This window comes from Novipirellula artificiosorum, assembly GCF_007860135.1.
Taxonomy (GTDB): Bacteria; Planctomycetota; Planctomycetia; order Pirellulales; family Pirellulaceae; genus Novipirellula_A; species Novipirellula_A artificiosorum.
In genome coordinates, this window is sequence record NZ_SJPV01000019.1 from 53,264 (window position 1) to 74,569 (window position 21,306).

19 protein-coding genes are annotated in these 21,306 nt (G+C 55.8%); 13 read left to right on the top strand and 6 right to left on the bottom strand.

What is annotated here, in order from left to right:
* Positions 1–10 precede the first annotated feature (10 nt).
* Positions 11–166: a hypothetical protein gene (locus Poly41_RS34555; protein ID WP_197231863.1), complete on the bottom strand. Its 156-nt coding sequence runs from the start codon at positions 164–166 to the stop codon at positions 11–13.
* Between the two features lie 320 nt (positions 167–486).
* Here Poly41_RS34555 and Poly41_RS30335 point away from each other — a divergent pair, with 320 nt between their 5' ends.
* The 3 genes from Poly41_RS30335 (at position 487) to hypD (ending at position 5,461) form a co-directional block, all read left to right on the top strand.
* A complete protein-coding gene (locus Poly41_RS30335) occupies positions 487–1,692 on the top strand; it encodes a serine hydrolase domain-containing protein (protein WP_197231864.1) in 1,206 nt (401 codons plus the stop codon).
* Positions 1,693–1,772: 80 nt separating this feature from the next.
* Positions 1,773–3,101 (top strand): glycyl-radical enzyme activating protein, encoded by a 1,329-nt coding sequence (locus Poly41_RS30340; protein WP_197231865.1) that lies wholly within the window; start codon positions 1,773–1,775, stop codon positions 3,099–3,101.
* Entirely contained in the window at positions 3,098–5,461 is a 2,364-nt protein-coding gene (gene hypD, locus Poly41_RS30345; RefSeq protein ID WP_197231866.1) for a trans-4-hydroxy-L-proline dehydratase, read from the top strand. Before Poly41_RS30340 ends, hypD begins: the two co-directional genes overlap by 4 nt.
* 591 nt (positions 5,462–6,052) lie before the next feature.
* Here the strand turns inward: hypD and Poly41_RS30350 are convergent.
* Positions 6,053–6,295: a hypothetical protein gene (locus Poly41_RS30350; protein WP_146531129.1), complete on the bottom strand. Its 243-nt coding sequence runs from the start codon at positions 6,293–6,295 to the stop codon at positions 6,053–6,055.
* 42 nt (positions 6,296–6,337) lie between these two features.
* Between Poly41_RS30350 and Poly41_RS30355 the strand changes: the two genes are divergently transcribed.
* Complete coding sequence (locus Poly41_RS30355) at positions 6,338–7,594, top strand: DUF1559 domain-containing protein (protein ID WP_146531130.1); 1,257 nt, start codon at positions 6,338–6,340, stop codon at positions 7,592–7,594.
* Positions 7,595–7,694: 100 nt separating this feature from the next.
* The gene (locus tag Poly41_RS34560; RefSeq protein WP_197231867.1) at positions 7,695–7,868 is read left to right on the top strand and encodes a hypothetical protein; all 174 of its coding nucleotides are present in this window, start codon (positions 7,695–7,697) and stop codon (positions 7,866–7,868) included.
* Positions 7,869–8,007: 139 nt separating this feature from the next.
* Here Poly41_RS34560 and Poly41_RS30360 read toward each other — a convergent pair whose 3' ends face one another.
* Positions 8,008–9,135, bottom strand: a complete 1,128-nt coding sequence (locus Poly41_RS30360; protein WP_146531131.1) for a tRNA-queuosine alpha-mannosyltransferase domain-containing protein — start codon at positions 9,133–9,135, stop codon at positions 8,008–8,010.
* A 252-nt stretch (positions 9,136–9,387) separates the two neighbouring features.
* Here Poly41_RS30360 and Poly41_RS30365 point away from each other — a divergent pair, with 252 nt between their 5' ends.
* The 8 genes from Poly41_RS30365 (at position 9,388) to Poly41_RS30400 (ending at position 18,801) form a co-directional block, all read left to right on the top strand.
* A complete protein-coding gene (locus tag Poly41_RS30365; protein ID WP_146531132.1) occupies positions 9,388–9,738 on the top strand; it encodes an ArsR/SmtB family transcription factor in 351 nt (116 codons plus the stop codon).
* Between the two features lie 97 nt (positions 9,739–9,835).
* Complete coding sequence (locus tag Poly41_RS30370) at positions 9,836–10,396, top strand: rhodanese-like domain-containing protein (RefSeq protein ID WP_146531133.1); 561 nt, start codon at positions 9,836–9,838, stop codon at positions 10,394–10,396.
* 74 nt (positions 10,397–10,470) lie between these two features.
* Positions 10,471–11,106: a DsrE family protein gene (locus Poly41_RS30375; protein WP_197231868.1), complete on the top strand. Its 636-nt coding sequence runs from the start codon at positions 10,471–10,473 to the stop codon at positions 11,104–11,106.
* A 99-nt stretch (positions 11,107–11,205) separates the two neighbouring features.
* Positions 11,206–12,306: an efflux RND transporter periplasmic adaptor subunit gene (locus tag Poly41_RS30380; RefSeq protein ID WP_146531135.1), complete on the top strand. Its 1,101-nt coding sequence runs from the start codon at positions 11,206–11,208 to the stop codon at positions 12,304–12,306.
* A 70-nt stretch (positions 12,307–12,376) separates the two neighbouring features.
* Entirely contained in the window at positions 12,377–15,691 is a 3,315-nt protein-coding gene (locus Poly41_RS30385) for an efflux RND transporter permease subunit (protein WP_146531136.1), read from the top strand.
* Positions 15,684–16,871, top strand: coding sequence for an efflux RND transporter periplasmic adaptor subunit (locus Poly41_RS30390; protein ID WP_231616082.1), 1,188 nt, complete (start codon positions 15,684–15,686; stop codon positions 16,869–16,871). The genes Poly41_RS30385 and Poly41_RS30390 overlap by 8 nt, the downstream gene beginning before the upstream one ends.
* Positions 16,868–18,079, top strand: coding sequence for an ABC transporter permease (locus Poly41_RS30395; RefSeq protein WP_146531137.1), 1,212 nt, complete (start codon positions 16,868–16,870; stop codon positions 18,077–18,079). The genes Poly41_RS30390 and Poly41_RS30395 overlap by 4 nt, the downstream gene beginning before the upstream one ends.
* Positions 18,076–18,801 (top strand): ABC transporter ATP-binding protein, encoded by a 726-nt coding sequence (locus Poly41_RS30400; RefSeq protein WP_146531138.1) that lies wholly within the window; start codon positions 18,076–18,078, stop codon positions 18,799–18,801. Before Poly41_RS30395 ends, Poly41_RS30400 begins: the two co-directional genes overlap by 4 nt.
* Before the next feature lie 132 nt (positions 18,802–18,933).
* Here the strand turns inward: Poly41_RS30400 and rnpA are convergent, their stop codons facing one another.
* The 3 genes from rnpA to Poly41_RS30415 all read right to left on the bottom strand — a co-directional run bounded on the left by rnpA (position 18,934) and on the right by Poly41_RS30415 (position 21,289).
* Positions 18,934–19,287 (bottom strand): ribonuclease P protein component, encoded by a 354-nt coding sequence (gene rnpA, locus Poly41_RS30405; RefSeq protein WP_146531139.1) that lies wholly within the window; start codon positions 19,285–19,287, stop codon positions 18,934–18,936.
* 2 nt (positions 19,288–19,289) lie between these two features.
* The gene (locus tag Poly41_RS30410; RefSeq protein ID WP_146531140.1) at positions 19,290–20,276 is read right to left on the bottom strand and encodes a DnaJ C-terminal domain-containing protein; all 987 of its coding nucleotides are present in this window, start codon (positions 20,274–20,276) and stop codon (positions 19,290–19,292) included.
* A 242-nt stretch (positions 20,277–20,518) separates the two neighbouring features.
* The gene (locus tag Poly41_RS30415; RefSeq protein WP_146531141.1) at positions 20,519–21,289 is read right to left on the bottom strand and encodes a tetratricopeptide repeat protein; all 771 of its coding nucleotides are present in this window, start codon (positions 21,287–21,289) and stop codon (positions 20,519–20,521) included.
* Between the last annotated feature and the right edge of the window lie 17 nt (positions 21,290–21,306).

The following is a 21,306-nucleotide window of genomic DNA, read 5'->3' on the forward strand; positions in this document are numbered from 1 at the left end:
TCCTCGTCGATTACTCCGGCGACATCTGTTGCCAATAATCGCCGCGGTTCAAGCTGTTCAAATAGGCTCCGCCGTTTTCGTCGTCGCTCGGATGCGGCCCTTTGACGTTTGGCGTTTTGTCTTGCAAGCAGTGACGTTTTGCCACACCAATTTGGCAACATAGCATCGGTCTCACGGGTGTTACTAGCTGCGCACGATTTAATACTTCCGGAAAAACCGGAAGTCGCTGCAGCTATTCGAGTAGTTTGTATGTCCCCCTTATGGTGGAGTTCGGTCGTAGCAATTGCAAGGATAAATCGTTTATTTGTGGGCTCTAGTCTCCCACGAGCGTGTGCTTTTGTACCGTATCCTTTTTTCGGTTGCCACGGCAGTTGCCTCGCAGCGCTGTCCTCGGTTGGCTACCGCGCGCCCGTATTGCGATTCACTATATTGGGCAGGTCCGTGCCAATCCGCACGGTTCCCGCTGTCCCATTTTGGAGTTTCCTGATGCTACGCTGCTCGCGTTTAACGGCCATGCTCTTGGTGTTTTCTTGCTTCACTTTATCCGTGGGGTACGCAGACGACGTCACAGCCAAGAGGTCAGCGCCTGCTGTTGAGGCGATTGACCAAGCCATGCAGGCATTTGTTGATTCGGGCGATCTGTCGGGCGCCGTAACGCTGGTTGGGCATGATCGCAAAATTGTTCATTATGGTGCGGTGGGTCATGCCGATCTTGACTCGGGAAAACCGATGACACGACAGACCCTATTTTCGATCGCGTCGATGACCAAACCGATTACCTCCACAGCAGTGATGATGTTGGTTGAGGAAGGCAAACTTGACCTTGATGACGAGGTCAGCAAGTTCATTCCTGCTTTCGCCTCCGTCAAACTTAGTAACGGTGAATCGCCACAGCGACAAATCACGCTTCGCGATTGTCTGACTCACACCTCGGGACTCCATGGCACGCAAAGTTTTAGCGATTCACTCAGGGAAGCGGTTGACGAATTATCACAACGACCCCTCGCCTTTGAACCCGGCAGCAAATGGAAATACAGCCCCGGGTTGAACGTCGCCGCAAGGATCGTGGAGATTGTTTCGGAACAACCTTTCGAGGCTTTTCTGCAGAAGCGGATCTTCGACCCCCTGGGAATGAAGAACACCACCTTCTATCCGGAGTCGAAACAGCAGCGACGGATCGCAACGCAGTACCGCCTTAGCGATGAACGAAAATTGCAGGCGGTCGAAGACAACCGCATTACGAATCTCTCGTCTGACCCCAATTGGCCTCGAACGCAAGGTCCGAATCCCTCGGGCGGACTGTACTCCACTGCTCGTGATCTGTTCGCGTTCTATCAGATGATTCTCAATCAAGGTCAATTCCGTGGCACGCGACTGTTAACCAAGGAATCGATTGAGCAGATGACGTCGCCTCAAACGGCTGACTTGGAAACCGGATTTACACCGGGTAACTGCTGGGGACTCGGGTGGTGCATCATTCGCGATCCGCAAGGTGTGTCCGAGATGTTGTCGCCGGGAACCTTTGGCCACGGTGGTGCGTTCGGCACTCAGGGTTGGGTCGATCCAAAAACCAAAACGATTTCCATCTTGATGATCCAGCGAACCGATTTGCCGAACAGTGACAATTCGGAAATGCGAGCGGCGCTTCACCGTTCCGCGGCGGAGTCGATTGGGATCGAACCCAGCCGATAAGGGCGAGCGGCCATCAGGAATAAGATCGCAAACGAGAAATGCTTCATGTACGCTACGACGCAAGATCATACGTCACTCCTGTGAAAGAATTTTTCGTGCATGCTTATCGTGAACCACTCGTCGTTTTATTGCTCCTTGGTCTGTTCGGTCGTGTTGGGATGTCACAGCCGTATTTGCAGGCGGCGACGACCGATGGTTCCGTCGAGCACTCGCTAGGGGCGATTGTAGACTCGCTTGTTGAAATCGATGCACTCGTCGACAAGGCGATCGCAGCGGATCAAATCCCCGGAGCGGTTGTTACGATTGGGCATCGGGAAGCGATCGTTTGGAACCGCTCGACCAGGTCATGGTCTTGTCCCAAAAAGAAATCGATCAGTTCAAGCAGCGACGGGAGAGCTGTTTGCTGTATGATCAGGGCACTCTCGATGAGGTTCAACCCTAGAGTCTTTTGTGATCTTGGTTTCTCGTTTTGGGGCGGTCCGATGGACCCCGGTGTCGTTTTCAACATTCAACGTTTTTCGATTCATGATGGGCCCGGAATCCGTACAACCGTGTTCCTGAAAGGCTGTCCGCTGCAGTGTCCGTGGTGTCATAATCCCGAAAGCCAGGATGCGAAACCAGTGATCGGCTTTCTGCCGGATCGGTGCATTGGTTGCGAAGCGTGTCTGGAAACTTGTCCTGAAAAGATCGCCGAACCACTTGATTGGAACCCGCAAGGCCGCGGCGATTTGTCGCGGTGCACGATTTGTGGTACCTGTACGGAAACATGTCCTGCAGGTGCTCGAAAGTGGATTGGGGACACCTACACCGTCGACGAGTTGATGGCTCAAGTCGATAAGGATCGCGTTTTTTATGAGGAATCGGGCGGAGGTGTCACCTTTTCTGGTGGCGAGCCCACGACGCCAAGTCGCAATTCGGGATTTTTACTTGCCTGTTTGGAGGCGTGTGAAGAGCAAGGCTACCACCGCACGGTCGATACCTCGGGCTTTACGCCACGCAAAATCATGATGTCGGTCGCAGCGCGGACGGATCTCTTTCTTTATGATCTGAAGCATATGGATGATCGCCTGCACCGCCAGCACGTTGGCGTCAGCAACCAGCCGATCCTGGAAAATCTGAAGGCGATCAGCGATTATGGGTCGGAGGTTTGGATACGCATTCCTTTGATCCCCAGCGTGAATGACGATCGGAGTAATCTTGACGCGACGGCCGCCTTTGTGGCGGGTTTGAGCAAAACCTATCCGGTTTTCCTGCTTCCGTACCACAACACGGGGAGCGACAAACACCGACGACTTGGGACAAGCAATTTGATGCAAGAGATTTCACCACCGACGCAAGAACAGACCGAAACGGCTGCGGAACGGTTCCGCTTGCTTGGTCTCGACGTCACCATCGGAGGCTCACGATGATGAAGGAACGAGTTTGCCGACTGAGGCAGCGAAGCGTCGAAACGAAGCCGTCGATTTCGGCCGAACGGGCCGAGCTACTGACTCAGTTCTACAGGGAGCACGAGGGCAAGCACTCGGTGCCAGTTCTGCGAGCGATGTCCTTTCAGTACCTCTGTGAGCACAAGACGATCTTCATCGGAGAAGACGAGTTGATTGTGGGCGAACGGGGACCGCGTCCTGCGGTCACGCCAACGTTCCCTGAATTGACCTGCCACAGCATCGAAGACTTGGAAATTCTCAACATCCGCGAAAAAACCAGCTACGACGTCCCCGATCGAGTGATCGCCGCCTACGAAGCCGAAGTGATTCCCTATTGGCGTGGTCGGTCGATTCGTGACCGCGTCTTCCCGTTATTGCCACCGTCGTGGCACGATGCCTATGAAGCAGGCGTGTTCACGGAGTTCATGGAGCAACGTGCTCCGGGGCATACGGTTGCAGATGGAAAAATCTATCAAAAAGGATTGCTCGATTTTAAGCAGGAAATCGCTGAATCGATCGCCTGCCTTGACTTCATCCATGATGCCCACGCGTTTCAAAAGCGGGAACAATTGTGGGCCATGACGATCGCGGCGGATGCGGCCATTCGTTTTGCCCAGCGGCATGCGGAGCTTGCCCGAACCATGGCATCCGCAACCGAGGATCCGCTGCGAAGAGTGGAGCTCGAACAGATCGCAGCCACCTGCGATCGTGTGCCAGCCAACCGACCGCGAACGTTTCGTGAAGCACTGCAAGCGTACTGGTTCTATCATCTTGGAGTGATCACCGAGCTGAATGGATGGGATTCGTTCAACCCGGGACACCTCGACCACCATCTTGGACCGTTTTACGAGAAGGAAACGGCCGATGGAACGCTTACTCGTGAATCGGCAAAAGAGCTCCTGGAATGTTGGTGGATCAAATTCAATAATCATCCCGCGCCTCCCAAGGTGGGCGTGACGGCGGCGGAAAGTGGTACCTACACCGACTTTGCGAATATCAATATCGGTGGGCTCCGCCGTGATGGTTCGGACGCCGTGAACGAGGTGTCGTACCTGCTGCTTGAAGTGATCGATGAAATGCATCTGTTGCAGCCGAGCAACAATATCCAACTTTCGCGTAAGAACCCTGATCGGTTTGTGAAGGCAGCTGCCAGGGTGATTCGCCAGGGCTACGGCTTTCCATCGGTGTTCAATGCCGATGGCGTCGTGGAACAGTTGCTGCGACAAGGAAAACGTGTGGAAGACGCTCGCGAGGGCGGCACCAGCGGATGCGTCGAATCGGGCGCGTTTGGCAAAGAAGCTTACATCTTGACCGGGTATTTCAATCTCGTCAAAGTCCTTGAACTGACGCTTCACAACGGCATCGACCCTCGCACGGGAAAACAGTTGGGCCCGCAAACGGGTGATCCTCGGAGCTTTGCGTCGTTCGATGAATTGTTCGAGGCGTGGCGTCAACAAGTGCAACACTTCGTGGATCTGAAGTTGACCGGAAATCATGTCTTTGAACAAATGTATGCGCAAAATGCTCCGGCCCCTTTCTTATCGATCATCACCGATGACTGCATTCGCAACGGCAAAGACTACAACGCGGGCGGAGCGCGTTACAACACCAACTACATTCAAGGGGTTGGCATTGGAAGCCTGAGTGATAGCTTCTCGGCGATCCAACATCACGTGTACAGAGAAAACACGGTGAAGCTCGATGAATTGCTTACGGCGATCGACAGCGACTTCCAATCAAACGAACGATTGCGACAGAGCTTGTTGAACAAAACCCCCAAGTATGGCAATGACGATGCGGCTGCGGACGAGTTGATGGTCCGTTGCTTCAATGCGTTCTTTGACGCGGTCGAGGGCCGGCCCAATACCAAAGGGGGCGAATACCACATCGACATGCTGCCCACGACTTGCCACGTCTATTTTGGTACGGTCACCGGTGCAACCGCGGACGGTCGGCAAGCAGGCATGCCGCTATCGGAGGGGATTTCTCCGGTGCAGGGTGCCGATCGCAATGGCCCAACGGCCGTGCTGAAATCCGCTGCGAAAATGGATCATGTGAAAACGGGTGGAACGCTCTTGAACATCAAGTTCACGCCGCAGCTGCTCAAAGGCGACGAGGGGATCAATCACATGTCCCATTTGATCCGCAGTTACTTCAAGCTGGACAGCCACCATGTCCAGTTCAATGTCGTCAGCGCCGCGAAGCTTCGCGAAGCCCAAGCCGACCCCGATCGGTATCGGGATCTGATTGTGCGAGTTGCTGGTTACAGCGACTACTTTTGTGATCTTTCGAAAGCGCTTCAAGACGAGATCATTACTCGAACGGAACACGAGTCGTTTTAAGCATCGCGTGAACAACAAGTGACGACTTTGGTAGTGGACGAGGCCACCAGTCCCGTGTTGCAGGACTCGTGGCCTCGTCCACTTCTATGAAATGTTTGCTGCTGTCAAGTGACTGTTGTGTTGGGGTGGTTGTTGATTGAGTTTGCGTTTAAACGATCCGGTTCCCCATTCTTCTATCCGAGCTCTGATGGCCCAAGTAGAAACCGTGCTGGAATTTCATGTTGTCATCGCAGCCCGTTTTCCCTCTCCCTCGCTTAGGCTCGACCTCTCCCAGAGGGAGAGGTAAATCTTGTAAGTCTCTTTCAATCAACAACTTAAAAACTGCCACGACCTGTCCAACGCATGGAACACATTCGGACCAGGAGCCAAAACAATTTCACCGGATTAGGATGTGGGGTACAACGAGCGCTGCGCAGGCAGGATTCCCATCACACTACCCCAATCCGCTCCACAGAGGGGGTGGCGAGAGGTCCGTAAACGCTTATTGTCAGCCACTTAGAACCTCTCCGAAAAGGGGTCTGACCCTTTGTCGACCGACGTTTCGATTGCTCAAAAACTCGTTGTTTTCCAATGGATTCGCTACCGATACGCTCAGACCAAGAGAGGGTCAGACCCCTTTTCGGATAGGTTTTTAATAACGACAAGCCCCCCGATAACCAGGGCATTTAACGATTCCGTAACAATTTGTAACGTCTGCTCATTGATTTCAGTGGTTTCTTTTTCTAAAATAAGCAAGAATAAGGGGAACATCTGCGCCTCAATCCCGTTCAAAGGGTTGATTGGGGCCGCTGTTTGGTCCACCTGCGTCGCGTGGTTGCGTTTCTCGCTCAGCATCTTCTCCGAAGTGCATTCTTTCCTACTTCTCTTAAAGAGGCAATGATGAAATCAAATCCTGGAAGCCAGAATCGTCTTGGCTTCACCCTTGTCGAGCTCTTGGTGGTGATCGCGATCATCGGGGTGCTTGTGGGGCTATTGTTGCCTGCGGTCCAGGCAGCTCGTGAAGCGGCTCGCCGTATGAGTTGCAGCAACAATGTCAAGCAGCTTGGCTTGGCAATTCACAATTACCATTCCGCTTTTAACCAACTGCCACAGGAGCTGTCCGGTCCTCACCGTTCGCCGCTTTGGCTGCACGAACAAGCGCCTCCTGGCGACCAGTGGCAAGTGCAACGCCTCGACATGAACTGCATGGGAACCAACAGTTTCTTGGTGGCTCTGCTTCCCTTCGTCGAACAACAACCTCTTTGGGAACAAATCTCCAATCCTCGCGACAACAACGGTGACGGCATCGTCGACATCGGTCCGTTCGGTTACGCAGCGGACTCCGACGCGGGTAACAATTACGAGCCTTGGTTGACCGAGGTTCCTGGTTTTCGCTGCCCAAGTGACCCCGGTACCGGGGCTCCCGCACACGGCCGAAGCAATTACGGTGCATGCATGGGCGATGCTCATGACTACCAAATGCAAGGCACGTGGGAATGGGACATGACCGCTCGAAAGGGCTGGCCCGCAGAGCGTTCACCCGCTGCGACGCGTGGTATGTTCATTGGACGTACTCCGACGCGATTCCGAGATGTTCTTGATGGTTTGGCCAACACCGTGATGTGTGGCGAACACGCAACCGACTTGAATGACCAGGACGTTCGAACGAACGCGCTCAATGACGGTGCCTGCCGTTTGGATTACGCTCCGACGGTTCAAGCTTGGAAAGACCCGCTCCGTCCCACCAATTGGAACGACACGGCGGACTTGAATTGCAATTCGGGCACAGGCTGGACCCTGCGATATGGTCGCGGTTTCCGCTGGCACAGCGGTTACATCAACGACACCGGCTTCACCACGATTGGGCCTCCGAACTCGGCATCGTGTGCCTTCAACACCGGCGACTGGTTCCCCCATCGTGATGGGGGCATCTACTCGGCCAGCAGCCGCCATCAAGGCGGTTGTCATGTCGCGATGGGTGACGGGGCGGTGAAGTTCATCACCGATTCGATCGAAGCCGGCAACCAAGACGCCGACCCGGTAAAATGGGACGGAACCGGCCTCAGCCGACCAGGCTCCAAGAGTCCCTACGGTTTGTGGGGTGCTCTCGGTACGCGTTCTTCGAAGGAAACGGCCAGCACGGGCGATCTATAGGATCGCTGTCTGACATTCGACTTCATGTATTCTCCCTCAGCCCGTTTGCCCTTCAGACGGGCTGAGGTTTCAACAGCTTATGTTTAGGATTTTCCCACCGATGAAGTACCTCACTTCCTTACTTGCATTGATGCTCCTTACCGCCGTAATCGGCTGCGGTGAAAAGAAGGCCGGCGTTGTTGCCGACCCCGACGAGTATGAGCAATACGAAACGCCTCCTGGAGCCATGGAACAAGCTCAGAAAGAAGCGCAAGCCGCTGCTCAAGGTAGCTAGTTTCGTTTGAACTTCTCCCGCAACGGAACTCAACAAGTTGGTTGCGTGAACGATTCCCAATCAGCGGTCCGTCTTTTCAGATTGGCCGCTGTTTTTTTGACCTCACCCTGATGCCTCCGCCATGGAGGCCCGCTCACCATCAGGACGATGCAAACAATCTTTCCATCGCATCGTCAAACCTCGCGATTGATTTCTCGGCCGCCAATTGCTGGATCTCCGATCTCGCCTGGAACGATGCCTCACGAAGTCGCTGTGGATCCGTTAATTGGGCAATCCGTTCGACCGCATCGTCCAAGCTGCTGTAGCGAAAACGGTCGCTAACCAACTCGGGATAGCTAAGCCGATCGGGAAGAATCGGAATGGCGCCAGCATCGATCGCTTCACAAACCGCGATCCCAAAAAACTCGTGCTCCGCGGTCGACACAATAAAATCGATCTGGCGAAGCGACTCATGATACTCGGCCGTCGATTCCGCAAACCCATCGACAAGAATCCTCGCCCCGAATGCTTGCCGAACACGACGCAGGGCCGCAGGCGTTTCCGCCGATCGCTGTCCGAGTAGCACCAGCCGAAAATCGATGCCACGATCCTGCAGCCGCTGCAGCAACTCATAAAATTGATCCGGCCGTTTGTCGTGCTCCCATCGTGCTACCCAGCCGATCCGAGGGTGCCCCGCAAAGGCTTCCCCAGACGCCCGATGCTCAGCACCTCGAGTGCAGGGGATTGGCTCAAAGCCCGGCGGAATCACCTCGGATTTGCGTCGCAACCTCGCAAAATCGTGGATCGAAAGTGAATCCGGCATGCGGCGCACCATCGACTCCGCCGCTTCAAGGAAGCCATCGCAATGGTAGCGAGAATTGAAATAGCAACGATCCGCCGCGAACATGCTCAACAAGTTGGTGTAGCCATAATGAAGATCGTGACGGGCTTCGGGGGACAAGGGGTACATCCATTGGTTTTCATGGAAATAGATGATGCTCACCGCGCTGAACAACTGCGGTGATCGCACGAGCCCTCGCCACGAAGGCAGATCCAACATCGACGAACAAGCGACCACATCAAAGGGCGGTTCGCCGTCACCTTGCCGCTGGTCAACCATTCGGTCAGCGGCAACCGCAAGGTCCAGCGCCGAGGACCGCATGCGCCACTTCCAATGGACGGGTTTACCGCGAAGCACCGACCAATCGTGACGACTGCGACGAACGATGCTGTCGGCAAACGCCCGATGGCTGCCACCGTAATAGGGCTCGATCAACAGGCAATGCATCCTACGGGCCCTCTCTGTTGTGGCAGCTCCGAAGCAAAACGCCGCTCCGTTTCGCTGGGCAACGTTTCACTGGGCAACCGAATTGTACCGAAAAGTACGGATGGAGTGTTCGCTCAGCGCGTATGTCGCGGACTTGGGAAGATCGAGCGAACGATGAAAAAATTCGAACAATCTCTCATTGACACCTCGCGAGTTCGCGATATATTAATATAAACAAAGGAGGCGGTGGTAGTGAATCCGAGGCAAACACGAATGCGGTCAGGTAGTCCGGGCGGAGCTTCCGATCTTCGGACCTCGCCACCGGGGGGGACGAAAGAGTTCTCGCCTGCGGCAGAATGCCTCAAGACGCTCGCTCATCCGGTACGATTGCGGATCGTTCAGTTGCTACTGCATCGCCGATACAGCGTGGGCGAACTAGCCGACGACTGCGGGATTCCCGATAACGTGGCGTCCGAACACCTTCGGCTGATGCAGCGTTGCGGGTTCTTTGACAGCCAGCGTGAAGGACGCAAGGTGTTTTACCGCGTTGCGGAACCCCATCTTGCCAGTCTGATGAAATGCATCGAAAATCGCTACATTGGCTCGCTGCCCCAAGACCACTGAGCCCACCCGGCCCCCTTTTTTCGAACAACACCTCGTCGCCTAGCGACATAACGACTATATAATTTCACGATCCAATCCCTTAGGAGTAACAAGAATCATGAGCGAAGTCCAAACCATCAGCGTACGAGATTTAGCGGCACTCGAAGCAAAAGAAAGCATTGAATTGATCGATGTTCGGACGCCAGCCGAGTTTCGAGGTATCCACGCGGAGTCCGCCCGCAACCTTCCACTCGATGCACTCGATCCCGATGCGATCATGAAAAACCGATCGGGACAAGCGGATGCCCCCCTCTACGTCATCTGTCGATCGGGTGGACGAGCGACGAAGGCATGCCAACAATTCATTCAGGCCGGGTACAACAACGTGGTCAATGTTGAGGGCGGCACGTCGGCATGGGACAGCGCAGGATTGCCTGTGGTGCGTGGAAAACAAACTATGTCACTCGAGCGACAAACACGAATCGCGGTCGGTGTGATCGTGTTAATCAGTGGCGTCCTCGCGGTAGCGGTCAACCCGTATTTTGCAGTCATCGCGGCCATGATGGGGGCTGGATTGGCCTTCGCTGGAATCACCGACAGCTGCATGTTGGGAATGATGCTGGCTAAGATGCCATGGAACCAAGCGGGCACGGAAGTTCAGGCGTGTGCAGTAAAATAACGTCCTCCCCAGGATCACGGCCTCCGCCAGGCCGTTCAGCTTTTTTTGTCGTCGCCGTATGGGTTGAAGGTTTTATGATGAGTCGTCCGTATCGTGTCGTTTTGATGATCGCGTTGGTCTGCACGCTCCCCAATTCGCTTTTGGCGCAAGGGGGTCGTGGGTTCGACGAAGCGATGAAGAACCACCCGGTTCCGGAGCAGCCCAGCTCCGCTGCGCCACCATCCCGGGTGGTCGGAAACGAAGCGCCACGTCGACGGATCGAAAACTTTGGCGCCGTCGTGCCGTTACCGACCGCGGCAGCGCAACCGCGCTCCGGCAGCAAGATCCTGGTCGATCTGACCGGCGGTGGGGCGCCGGAACTCCCCAACCGATCCATCGAAACGGTCGCGAGATTCGTCAACATCTATAGCGCTGCAGGCGAAAAGAACGCAACGGCCAGCTTTGTCGTCGTGCTGCATGGCGATGCCGTTTTGATGGCGCTCAACAGCGATGCCTACGGCGAGCGTTTCGATACCGATGGCAACCCCAACTTCGAAGTCTTGCGGGCCCTGCATGAGTCCGGAGTCGAGTTTTATGTTTGCGGGCAATCGTTGATCAAGGCGGGAGCCAAGCCAGAGGAGGTGTTGGTGTTCGCCGATGTTGCCGTGTCCGCACTGACCGCCTTGGTGAATCTACAAGCGGACGGCTATGCCTACGTCCCACTCCCTTAGCGGCCCCCCTCCAATGAGAATTTTGGTGGAACGTTCGACGGTCTTTCCGTAAGCTGACAGCTTCGAAACCTCTTTTTTGCGTCTTCACGAGCCGCTCCGATGAAATCTCGATTCCCTCGCAAGTTGTTTTCCCTCGCCGGTCGGCTTGTTGGCATCGTTTGTGGGATAACCGTCTTGGTGCTTACCATCGCGTGGTTGTCAGGGATGTTTGTTGAAAAGACGTCGCCCGGATGGAACGATCGTGGTGTCGCGGTGGCCTCCGACCAACCGACCGACGTCGTTCACGAAATTCGCAAGGAGTACATCGAAGAGGCGATTGGGACCTTGAAAGCGTCCAGCCGCACCGTTGTCTCATCGAAGTTGTTGGCAACCATCGAAAGGATCAACGTGACCGCGGGTGACGAAGTCACCGCCGGCCAAGAACTGATCCGGCTCGACGGCAAGGAGTACCAGACGCGGTTGGATCAAGCCAAGCAGGCACTCGAAGGTGCGACCGCGCACCGTGCCCAGGCTCAGCGAAATTTCGACCGTGTTCATTTGTTGATGCAGCAGAATGCGGCCTCGCCATCCGATAAAGAAATGGCGACGCGGGACTTGCAGGTGGCTCAAGCCGAGGAAAACCGTGCACGCCAAGCCGTTTCCGAGGCGGCTGTGATGATCTCCTACACGAAAATCATCACGGCCAAGAACGGTCGCATTGTCGATCGGTTTGCCGAGCCCGGCGACATTGCCAAGCCGGGCGAGCCGATTTTGGTTCTATATGATGCAACCTCGTTACGGCTGGAAGCACCCGTGATGGAGCATTTGGCTGTGAAGCTGAGGATCGGCGACCAGCTGAAAGTCTTTGTCGATGCGCTCGACAAAGAATATGACGCAACGATCGATGAAATCGTACCGCAAGCGGATGCGCCAAGTCGGTCGTTCTTGGTCAAAGCGAGTTTGCCGAAGTCCAATGATCTGTACGAAGGGATGTTTGGACGATTGCGAATCCCCGCGGGCGAACGCCGCCATCTGTGCCTCGCTGACGACGCGGTGATCCGCGTCGGGCAATTGGAGTTCGTCGATGTGGTCTTGCCCGACGACACGATCGAACGACGGCTGATCAAGAGCGGTCAAATGGGAATGCCGGGCCGCCACGAAGTGCTGAGCGGATTAAAAGCGGGCGAAAAAGTGATGCTGCAGCAGACACCGCAGATGTAGCGAGTCCTCGCAGAGACTTTCGAAGTGGCAATGCCGATGCGGTCCACCCGTGGTGTTAGGAACAAGAGCAATGGAACGAGACGAGCAATCGAATTTTCTGACACGACTGGTTGAGATTTTTCTCCGAGGTGATGTCGCGATCCTGATCACCGTCGTTTCCTTAATGCTTGGCGCAGCATCCTTGTATTTGACGCCTCGCGAAGAAGAACCCCAAATTGTTGTGCCGATGGCGGATTTGTTCGTTTCGGCTCCGGGGTTGTCCGCCGAAGAAGTCGAAAGACAAGTGACCGATCGACTCGAAAAGCTGCTCTACCAAATCGATGGCGTTGAATATGTCTATTCGATGTCAAAGACCGGCCAATGCATTGTGACGGTGCGCTTCCACGTGGGCGAGGACCGAGAAGATTCGCTCGTCAAGATCTACAACAAGGTCAATTCGTCGACCGATCAAATCCCGCCGTCGGTTCAATCATGGGTCGTCAAGCCGATCGAAGTGGACGATGTCCCCATTGTGATTGCTACGCTGTGGACCGATCGCCCTGAGCGTTACGGCGATCATGATCTGAGGCGTATCGCCGAAGAAGTCCAACATGAGCTTCAAGCCATCCCCAACACGAACCGTGTCGAAGTCCTCGGCGGTCGGCCGCGGCGGATCTACGTGAACCTTGACGCCCAGAGACTCGCGGCCCACAGGACATCGCCGCTGCAAGTCGCAAGGGCGTTACAAGTCAGCAACGTAACCGTCCGCAATGGCGAGTTTGAACAGCAAGACAAGTTGTTCGCGGTGGAAACAGGAACCTTTATTCAAGGTGTCGACGAACTCAACGACTTGGTCGTCAACGTTGCAGGCGGTCGTCCCGTCTATCTCAAGAACGTCGCGACGGTCGTCGACGGACCCGCCGAGGCCGAAAGCTACAGCTGGATCGGTTTTGGCTCGGCAGATGAAGTGCGAGGCGGTGGCGAACTCTATCCGGCGGTCAATCTTTCGATCGCCAAACGAAAAGGATCCAATGCCGTTCGAGTGTCAGCTGCAATTCATGCAAAACTGAAGGAGCTTTCTGAAACTCACTTGCCCAGCGGTGTCCAAACGCGGGTGACCCGTGACTATGGCGAAACGGCGAACGAGAAGGTCAACGAACTGGTTGAGGGCTTGGTGGTTGCGGTGTTGACCGTGATTGGATTGATCGGCTTGGTGATGGGTTGGCGGCCCGCATTGGTGATCGCCTTGGCGATTCCCGTCTGCTACAGCCTGACGCTGTTCATCAATCTACTGGCGGGCTATTCGATCAACCGAGTGACCATGTTTGCGTTGATTCTGGCCTTGGGATTGCTTGTCGACGACCCGATCACGGATGTCGAAAATATCGCCCGGTACTTTGCAATGAGGATTCTGCCACCTCGCGAATCGGTGTTACAAGCAATTCAAGAGGTTCGCCCCGCGTTGATCCTGTCGACCCTGGCGATCATCGCCAGTTTTTTACCGTTAGCGTTTATCACCGGCATGATGGGACCGTACATGGGACCGATGGCCCTGAATGTTCCGTTGACGGTGACGATTTCGACGATCGTCGCGTTCGTGATCACGCCGTGGCTATCCATGGTGTCCCTCAAACATATCGATGATTCGTCGGAAGGCGAACGTTTCGATTTGACGAAACGGCCTCTGTATAGGATCAGTCGCACGATTCTAACGCCGATTGTCACGAAACCGATCTACGCCTGGGGCGTCTTGCTTGCAATCGGCGTCTTGCTTCTCGCGGCGATGATGTTGCCGGTCTTCCGTGCGGTGCCCGTCAAGATGCTGCCCTATGACAACAAGAATGAGTTCCAGATTGTCATCGACATGCCCGAAAGCACGACGCTTGAGCGGACCGATGTGGTCGCACGCCGGATCGGACGCTACCTGGGTGGACTTTCGGAAGTCCGTGATTACGAGCTGTTTGTTGGCATCGCCTCGCCCATGGACTTCAACGGCTTGGTACGACATTACTTTTTGCGTCGCGGAGCGAACGTCGCGGACATTCGCGTGAATTTGATGGCGAAGGATTTTCGTGTGCAACAGTCTCACGAGATCTTGCTACGGATTCGCAACGATGTGAAGGCGCTTGCCGATTCGATGGGAGCCAAGGTCAAGTTGGTCGAGGTGCCGCCGGGGCCACCGGTGTTGGCATCGATCACCGGCGAAGTCTACGGGCCCGCTGACGGAACCTATGCAAACCAGATCAAGGTCGGCAGACTCGTCGAAAAACGTTTGGCGATGGAACCGGGGGCGGTCGATTTAGATATCAGTGCCGAGGACGATCATTTGAGGTTCGTGTTCGAGACGGATAAATCCAAAGCAGCCTTGTCGGGCATCTCAACACAAACGATCGCGGAGACCATCGACACCGTGCTGAGCGGGAACAAGGCGACGGTTTTGCATCTTCCAGAAGAGGTCGAGCCGTTGTGGATCGAGTTAAAGCTTCCCCGAGAAAGCCGATCGGCCATTGATGACTTGGAAGAGGTTTACGTCCAAGGGAATGAGGGCCAAGTGGTTCAACTTGGCGGACTGGGGCGTTTTTCGCAAGTTGAAGATGAGAAAACGATCTTTCACAAGAATTTGCGACGTGTCGTCTACGTCTACGCGGAGGTTGCGGGGCGACCGCCTGCCGACGCGATCGCTGACCTCGAAGTGGACCGATTCTTCGCAGCCCCCAACACTCGGGGAGTGATTGACTCCGAGGCGCGGCCTATCGAAGACCGGACTTGGTTGAACCCAGGTGGTGGAATCGCATGGGCGATCCCCGAAGGCTATACCGTCGATTGGGCGGGTGAGGGGGAACTGGATATCACGTTGGACGTTTTCCGAGATCTCGGTTTGGCGTTTGGGGCAGCACTATTGGGCATCTTCGTGTTGCTGATGTTCCAAACCGGTTCGCGAATCTTGCCGGTGCTGATCATGTTGGCCATTCCATTGACGATGATCGGTATCATGCCGGGATTCTGGATCCTGAATTTAATCACGGACCAAGGGGTCGGTGGCTATCCCAATCCCGTCTTTTTCACAGCGACGGCGATGATCGGCATGATCGCGCTGGCCGGAATTGTGGTTCGCAACTCGGTCGTGCTGATCGACTTCATTCACCTTGCACAAGCCGAAGGCCATTCGCTCGAAGAGTCGATCATCCGTAGCGTTGCAGTCCGGACCCGACCGATCTTGTTGACCGCCGGCACGACGCTGCTTGCCAATTGGGTGATCACGCTCGACCCGGTATTTTCTGGACTCGCATGGGCCATCATTTTTGGGATACTGACGTCGACCCTGTTCACATTGGTCGTGATCCCCGCAGCCTACTGGCTGCTGTATCGCGAACCCACCACGGAGAAAGTTCAAACACATGAGTGAGCAAGCTAAGAAACGTCGACCTTCGTTTCCCTTCAAGCGGATGTTCGTGCGGTCGTTGAAGTTCGTTGTCGTTGCAGCGGCCATTGCGGCAGGAGTCTATTGGTTCAAGTTTTCGCCGATGCCGGTGGTCGAACATCCGGTCGAGCGTGGGTTGATCATCGCCGAGGTGATGGGGACGGGAACGCTCGAAGCGCGAGTGCAAGCGACCGTCAGCCCAAAGATTGCAGGACGGATCGAAAGATTGATGGCCGACCAAGGTGACACGGTCGCTGCGGGCGACTTGCTCGTCGAGCTTGATGATCAGGAACTGCAGCAGCAAGTCGCCATTGCAGATGCGAATGTCGAGGCCGCTCGGGCTGCCCTCAATCGGCTGGGAGCCGACAAGGAACGTGCCAATGCAGCGTTCACGCAAGCCAAGAAGAGTGACGATCGGGTTCAATCGCTTGCCGGGCGTGGAGCGGCGAGCCAGGAGGACTCGGACAAGGCGACCGAAGCGTTGGCGGTCGCCGTCACCGGGGTTTCGCGGGCCGAAGCCGCTATTACCGAAGGCCAGAAGGAGTTGATCTCGGCACAGAAAACACTTGAATATCACCGCACTCGCTTGAGCGACGCCCGCGTGCTGGCGCCGTTTGATGGACTGATCGTCAGCCGCGATCGTGAGCCCGGTGATGTCGTCGTGCCTGGGAGCGACATCATGAAGTTGATTTCGACCGACCAGATTTGGATTAGCGCTTGGGTCGACGAAACGGAAATGGCGAAGCTGCACCCAGAGCAACCCGCACGGATTTTGTTTCGCTCCGAACCCAACCAGGATTTTGCGGGCAAGGTCGTGCGTCTCGGGAAGGAGGCTGACCGAGAAACACGCGAGTTCATCGTCGACGTTGATGCACTTCGGTTGCCCGAGAACTGGGCGGTGGGTCAACGGGCCGAGGCATTCATCGAGGTCGCGCGCAAGGAGAACGTGGTCAGGATTGCGGCGAACCGGGTGACCCAGCGTGACGGGCAATCGGGCGTTTTTCGAAACGTGGCGGACAAAGCCGTTTGGACCCCGATCACGATTGGACTTCGGAATCGCGATCACGTCGAGGTTCTCAGCGGGTTAACCGTTCAAGACGTGCTGGTTTCGCCAAAGAAGGCGGGAGCCAAGTTGACCGATGGACGTAGCTTGGTGGCGTCATGAATTTGGCGATCAAGGATATCCGACACAACCTCGGCCGTTTCGCGCTGACAACGGTCGGCGTCGGCATGCTGCTGATGATTGTGATGGGCATGGGCGGAATCTATCGCGGGATTGTCGAGGACGCGACGTTGTTGGTCGACAATGTTGGGGCCGATTTGTGGATCGTTCAGCGAAATACACGTGGCCCGTTTGCTGAGATCTCACGCGTGCCACCCAACCTGGTCTATCGCGCTGCGGCGGTCCCAGGGGTGGTTGCCGCAAGAGAGTTTGTCTATCACACGGTCCAGCGAGAACGAGACGGTCAACCCTTGCGAATGGCGGTGCTGGGATTAAGTTGGCCGAGTGACAAGGGAAGCTGGATCCCGCTAACCGCCGGTCGCCCGCTTGCACAAAACCACTTCGAAATGATTGCCGACGAATCCCTTCAACTCGCGCTGGGTGACAAAATCGATCTGGGAAAAGAAACCTATACCGTCGTCGGTACGACCAAGAGTATGCTAAGTGCCAGTGGCGACGGCATCGCGTTTTTCACCGTCTTTGACGCACAACAGATCCAATTCGATACACCTGGGGAAGCGGTGCGATTGGAACGAGCCTCGCGGTACGCACGTGGTGAAGACAGTGAACTCGGTTCGCGGCAACCGACGCTGTTGGATAATACCGATAAACCTGCGTCCGAGTTACCGGCGATCGCGCGACCGCAATTGAGCTCCGTCATGGTCACCGTCTCTGCGGGAGCCGATTTGCAGCGGGTCGCCGACATCATCTCGGGCTGGGGAGACGTTTCGGTCTACACCCAAGAAGCTCAACGCAATCTGCTATTGAAAGGCTCCGTCGACCGCGCTCGTCGCCAAATTGGGCTGTTTCGCGTGCTGCTGACGCTCATCGCCGCGATCATTATGGCACTGATTCTCTACACGCTGACGCTGGACAAAATCCACTCCATCGCACTGTTGAAACTGATCGGTGCCCCCAACCATGTCATCCTTGGTTTGATTTTGCAGCAAGCTCTCGTGCTTGGCATTTTTGGTTTCGTGATCGCCTACCTTGTTGGCGGAAGGTTGTTTCCGATGTTCCCGCGAAGAGTGATCTTAACCGAAACCGATTTGACACAATTGGCGTTGATCGTGCTCGGGATTTCCGTCGCATCGAGTTTGTTGGGCATTTGGAAGGCCATGAAAGTTTCTCCCAACGAGGCCTTATCATGAATGCATCCCCCCCTGACGAGCTTGCGATTGAGACTCGGGATTTGACGAAAATCTACGGCAGTGGCAACACCGAAGTGGTGGCGATGAAGGATGCGTCGATGCAGGTTCGCCGCGGCGAGGTGGTGGCATTGCTTGGCCCAAGCGGATCCGGCAAGTCAACGTTCTTGACCGCGGTCGGATTGATCAACCCACCAACATCGGGCCAAGTATGGATCCGCAACCAACTGGTGCTCGACGGTGATGTCTCTCACGCCGACCTACGTGCGTTCCGGCGCAGACATATTGGATTTGTCTTTCAGAAATCGAACTTGATCCCGTTTTTGACGGCTCGAGAAAACGTGCAGATTGCGCTCGAACTCAACGGAGCCTCCTCCCGCAAAGCACGCGACCGAGCGATGAGCTTGCTCGATGAGTTGGGAGTTAGCGATCGAGCAGGAAATCGCCCCTCCATGCTCTCAGGCGGTCAACAACAACGGGTCGCCGTGGCCAGAGCGTTAGCGAATCGCCCGAGCGTGATCCTGGCCGATGAACCGACCGCGGCACTCGACGGGCATCGAGGACGACAAGTGATGGAGTTGTTTGCGCAAGTCGCTCACCAACACGGGACAGGCGTGATCGTGGTGACGCATGACCAGCGAGCGTTGGACGTCTTCGACACCACCTACGAGATGGAAGACGGCATCATGACGGCGATCGATCCCGCAGCCGACATGACGCGCTAAGAACCTATTCGAAAAGGGGTCTGACCCTCTCTTGGTCTGAGCGTATCGGTAGCGATTCCATTGGAAAACAACGAGTTCTTGAGCAATCGAAACGTCGGTCGACAAAGGGTCAGACCCCTTTTCGGCTAGGTTCTAAGCCTGCAATCGCTTGGCCGCCTTTCTGGCGAGCGAGGGGACCGATTTCCGAATCGTCTTCCAAGCCGGAGTGGCCCCCTTTTTGGGTCGGACGACGATATCGAGTCCCGCCGGAAGGTGTTCCCACTGCGTTCGAAACGATTCGCGGATCCACCGCTTCCAACGATTACGGATCACCGCATTTCCGGCCCTGCGGGGAATCGTGATCCCGATCCGTGTCGGACCCGGCGTCGATTGTGCAACGGCGAACAACACCAACACACCATCGGCGGCACACGCACCTTGCCGCAGCACGATCGTGAATCGATCACTCCGTACAATCCGCCGCGACTTCGGAAAGAAGTAACGCATGATTAGAACGACAAATCGTTACGAAGTGCCATGGGATTGTGCTCGGCAAATTTCTCAATCAGCTCTTTCGATTCCTCGTCGAGCGAATCGGGCAGCCGAATTTGAATCTCAACGATCAAATCGCCCGCCGATCCGTCGCGGCTTCGAACTCCCTGACCTTTCAAACGCAATCGTCGACCGCTGCTGGTCCCTACCGGGACCGACAACGCTACCGTGCCGCCAGGCGTAGGAACATCGACCTTGGCCCCCAGCGCCGCCTCGCCAAGCGTCACCGGCAACTTCAATTCAAGGTTCTTACCGATTCGCTTGAAACAGGGGTGATCGGAAACCTTGATCAGCAGAATCAAATCGCCGCTGGGGCCACCATTGGGCGACGGTTGGCCCTGTTCACGAAGTCGAATCTTCGATCCCGTTTCGACTCCCGGAGGTATCGTGACCGAAAGCTTCTCGCTCGTTCCGGTCCGGTTCAGGTAGAACTCGGTCGTACCGCCAAGCACAGCGGTTTGAAGCGGCAATTCCAATTCATGACGAACGTTCGCCCCACGTTGTGGTGGCTGGGGGCGTCGCGATCGTCCGCGTGGATTCCCCCCACCACGTCCCGCCGCTCCGGATCCCATCAATTGCTCAAAAAAATCGGAGAATCCATGTTCGAACTGGACTCCACCGCCACCGCCACCTCGGCCACCGAATATCTGGTCAAGGTCTAAGCCGTCAAAACCGGCGCCTGCACCACCGCTGGCGTTCGGATCCCAACCGCTGCTGCGTATCTTCTCGAAATCAGCCCCATAACGGTCATAGGCAGCCCGTTTTTCCTCGTCGCTGAGGACATCGTACGCCTCCTGAACACGTTTGAACTTCTCTCGCGCAGTGTCGTCGTCCGGATTCTTGTCCGGGTGGTACTTCAGCGCAAGCCGGCGATGGGCTTTCTTGATGTCGTCTTTCGATGCGTCACGGGAAACGCCGAGGGTTTGATAAAGGTCTTCGGACACGGCGATAGCAAGGGATGGAGGCGTACAAAAAGGGGCAGCGATTGCTGTCAACTTGGCACATCAAGGATGTTTCGCCAAGCGGGGAGCAAACCGCGAGCCAAGCTGAATTGATGCACGAGTGGACCGTCAAGTGTAAACCTGCGAGTTGGAACGTAGTGGACTTCGCCAGAAGTCTCTCCGAATATTTGATTTACTGATTTCTGGCGAAATCCACTACCCTAAAACTTTGTGCTGACCGTCCACTACTTGGGATCCGCCAATCGCTTCGCGTACACGCGAGCGATGTCACCCATGTAGTTTCGCGGAGCATCCTTGGCGGCTTGTTGCATCCGCTCGATCGCCTCGTCCGAATCTCCGGCGGCATCGGCATAAAGCCCCAAATAGAAGTTGCCATAAAACGCCGCTTGCGCTCGTTCGGAGGATCCCGCCGCCGTCGCTTCGATTCGGCTCTCGACCGCGTCCTTGTTTCCGCTGCGGAGCATCCGCTGAATCTCGGCCATCGGTATCCGTGGGTCATCGGGGGCGGGCAAGACACTCTGCTGCGCTTCGGCCAGCGATTTCGATTTGGCAACGCAAAGGAAATGCCATGCTGCATTCTCGACATCGTTCGGATTGACCGTGCGATGAGCTTCAAACTGCTCGGCCGCCGCTGTGTAGTCACCCCCAAAACAAAGCGCGATGCCGCGTTGCCAAAGTTCGGGCATCCTTGCCGGGTCTGCCTTGACGTAGCGATCGAAGAGACGCACCGACCAGGGAACGCGGCCACATCGCAAGTAAACGTCTGCAGCCAACCGAATCGCTCGCGGATCGTCACCGTGTTGGCGAACGATCGCATCGGCGGCTAAGATCGCAAGCTCTGTCTTACCCTCTTGAAGCTGTTTCAGCGCTTCGGCACGGAGCGTTGATGCGGAGAGCGTGCCGGGGTCCTGGGCCCTTGCAGGAATGGCTGCGGCACCGATCACCACAGCACCGACCAACGCGGCGCCAAGATACAGAAAAACCACCCTTCTCATCTTTGTGTCCATTTCCT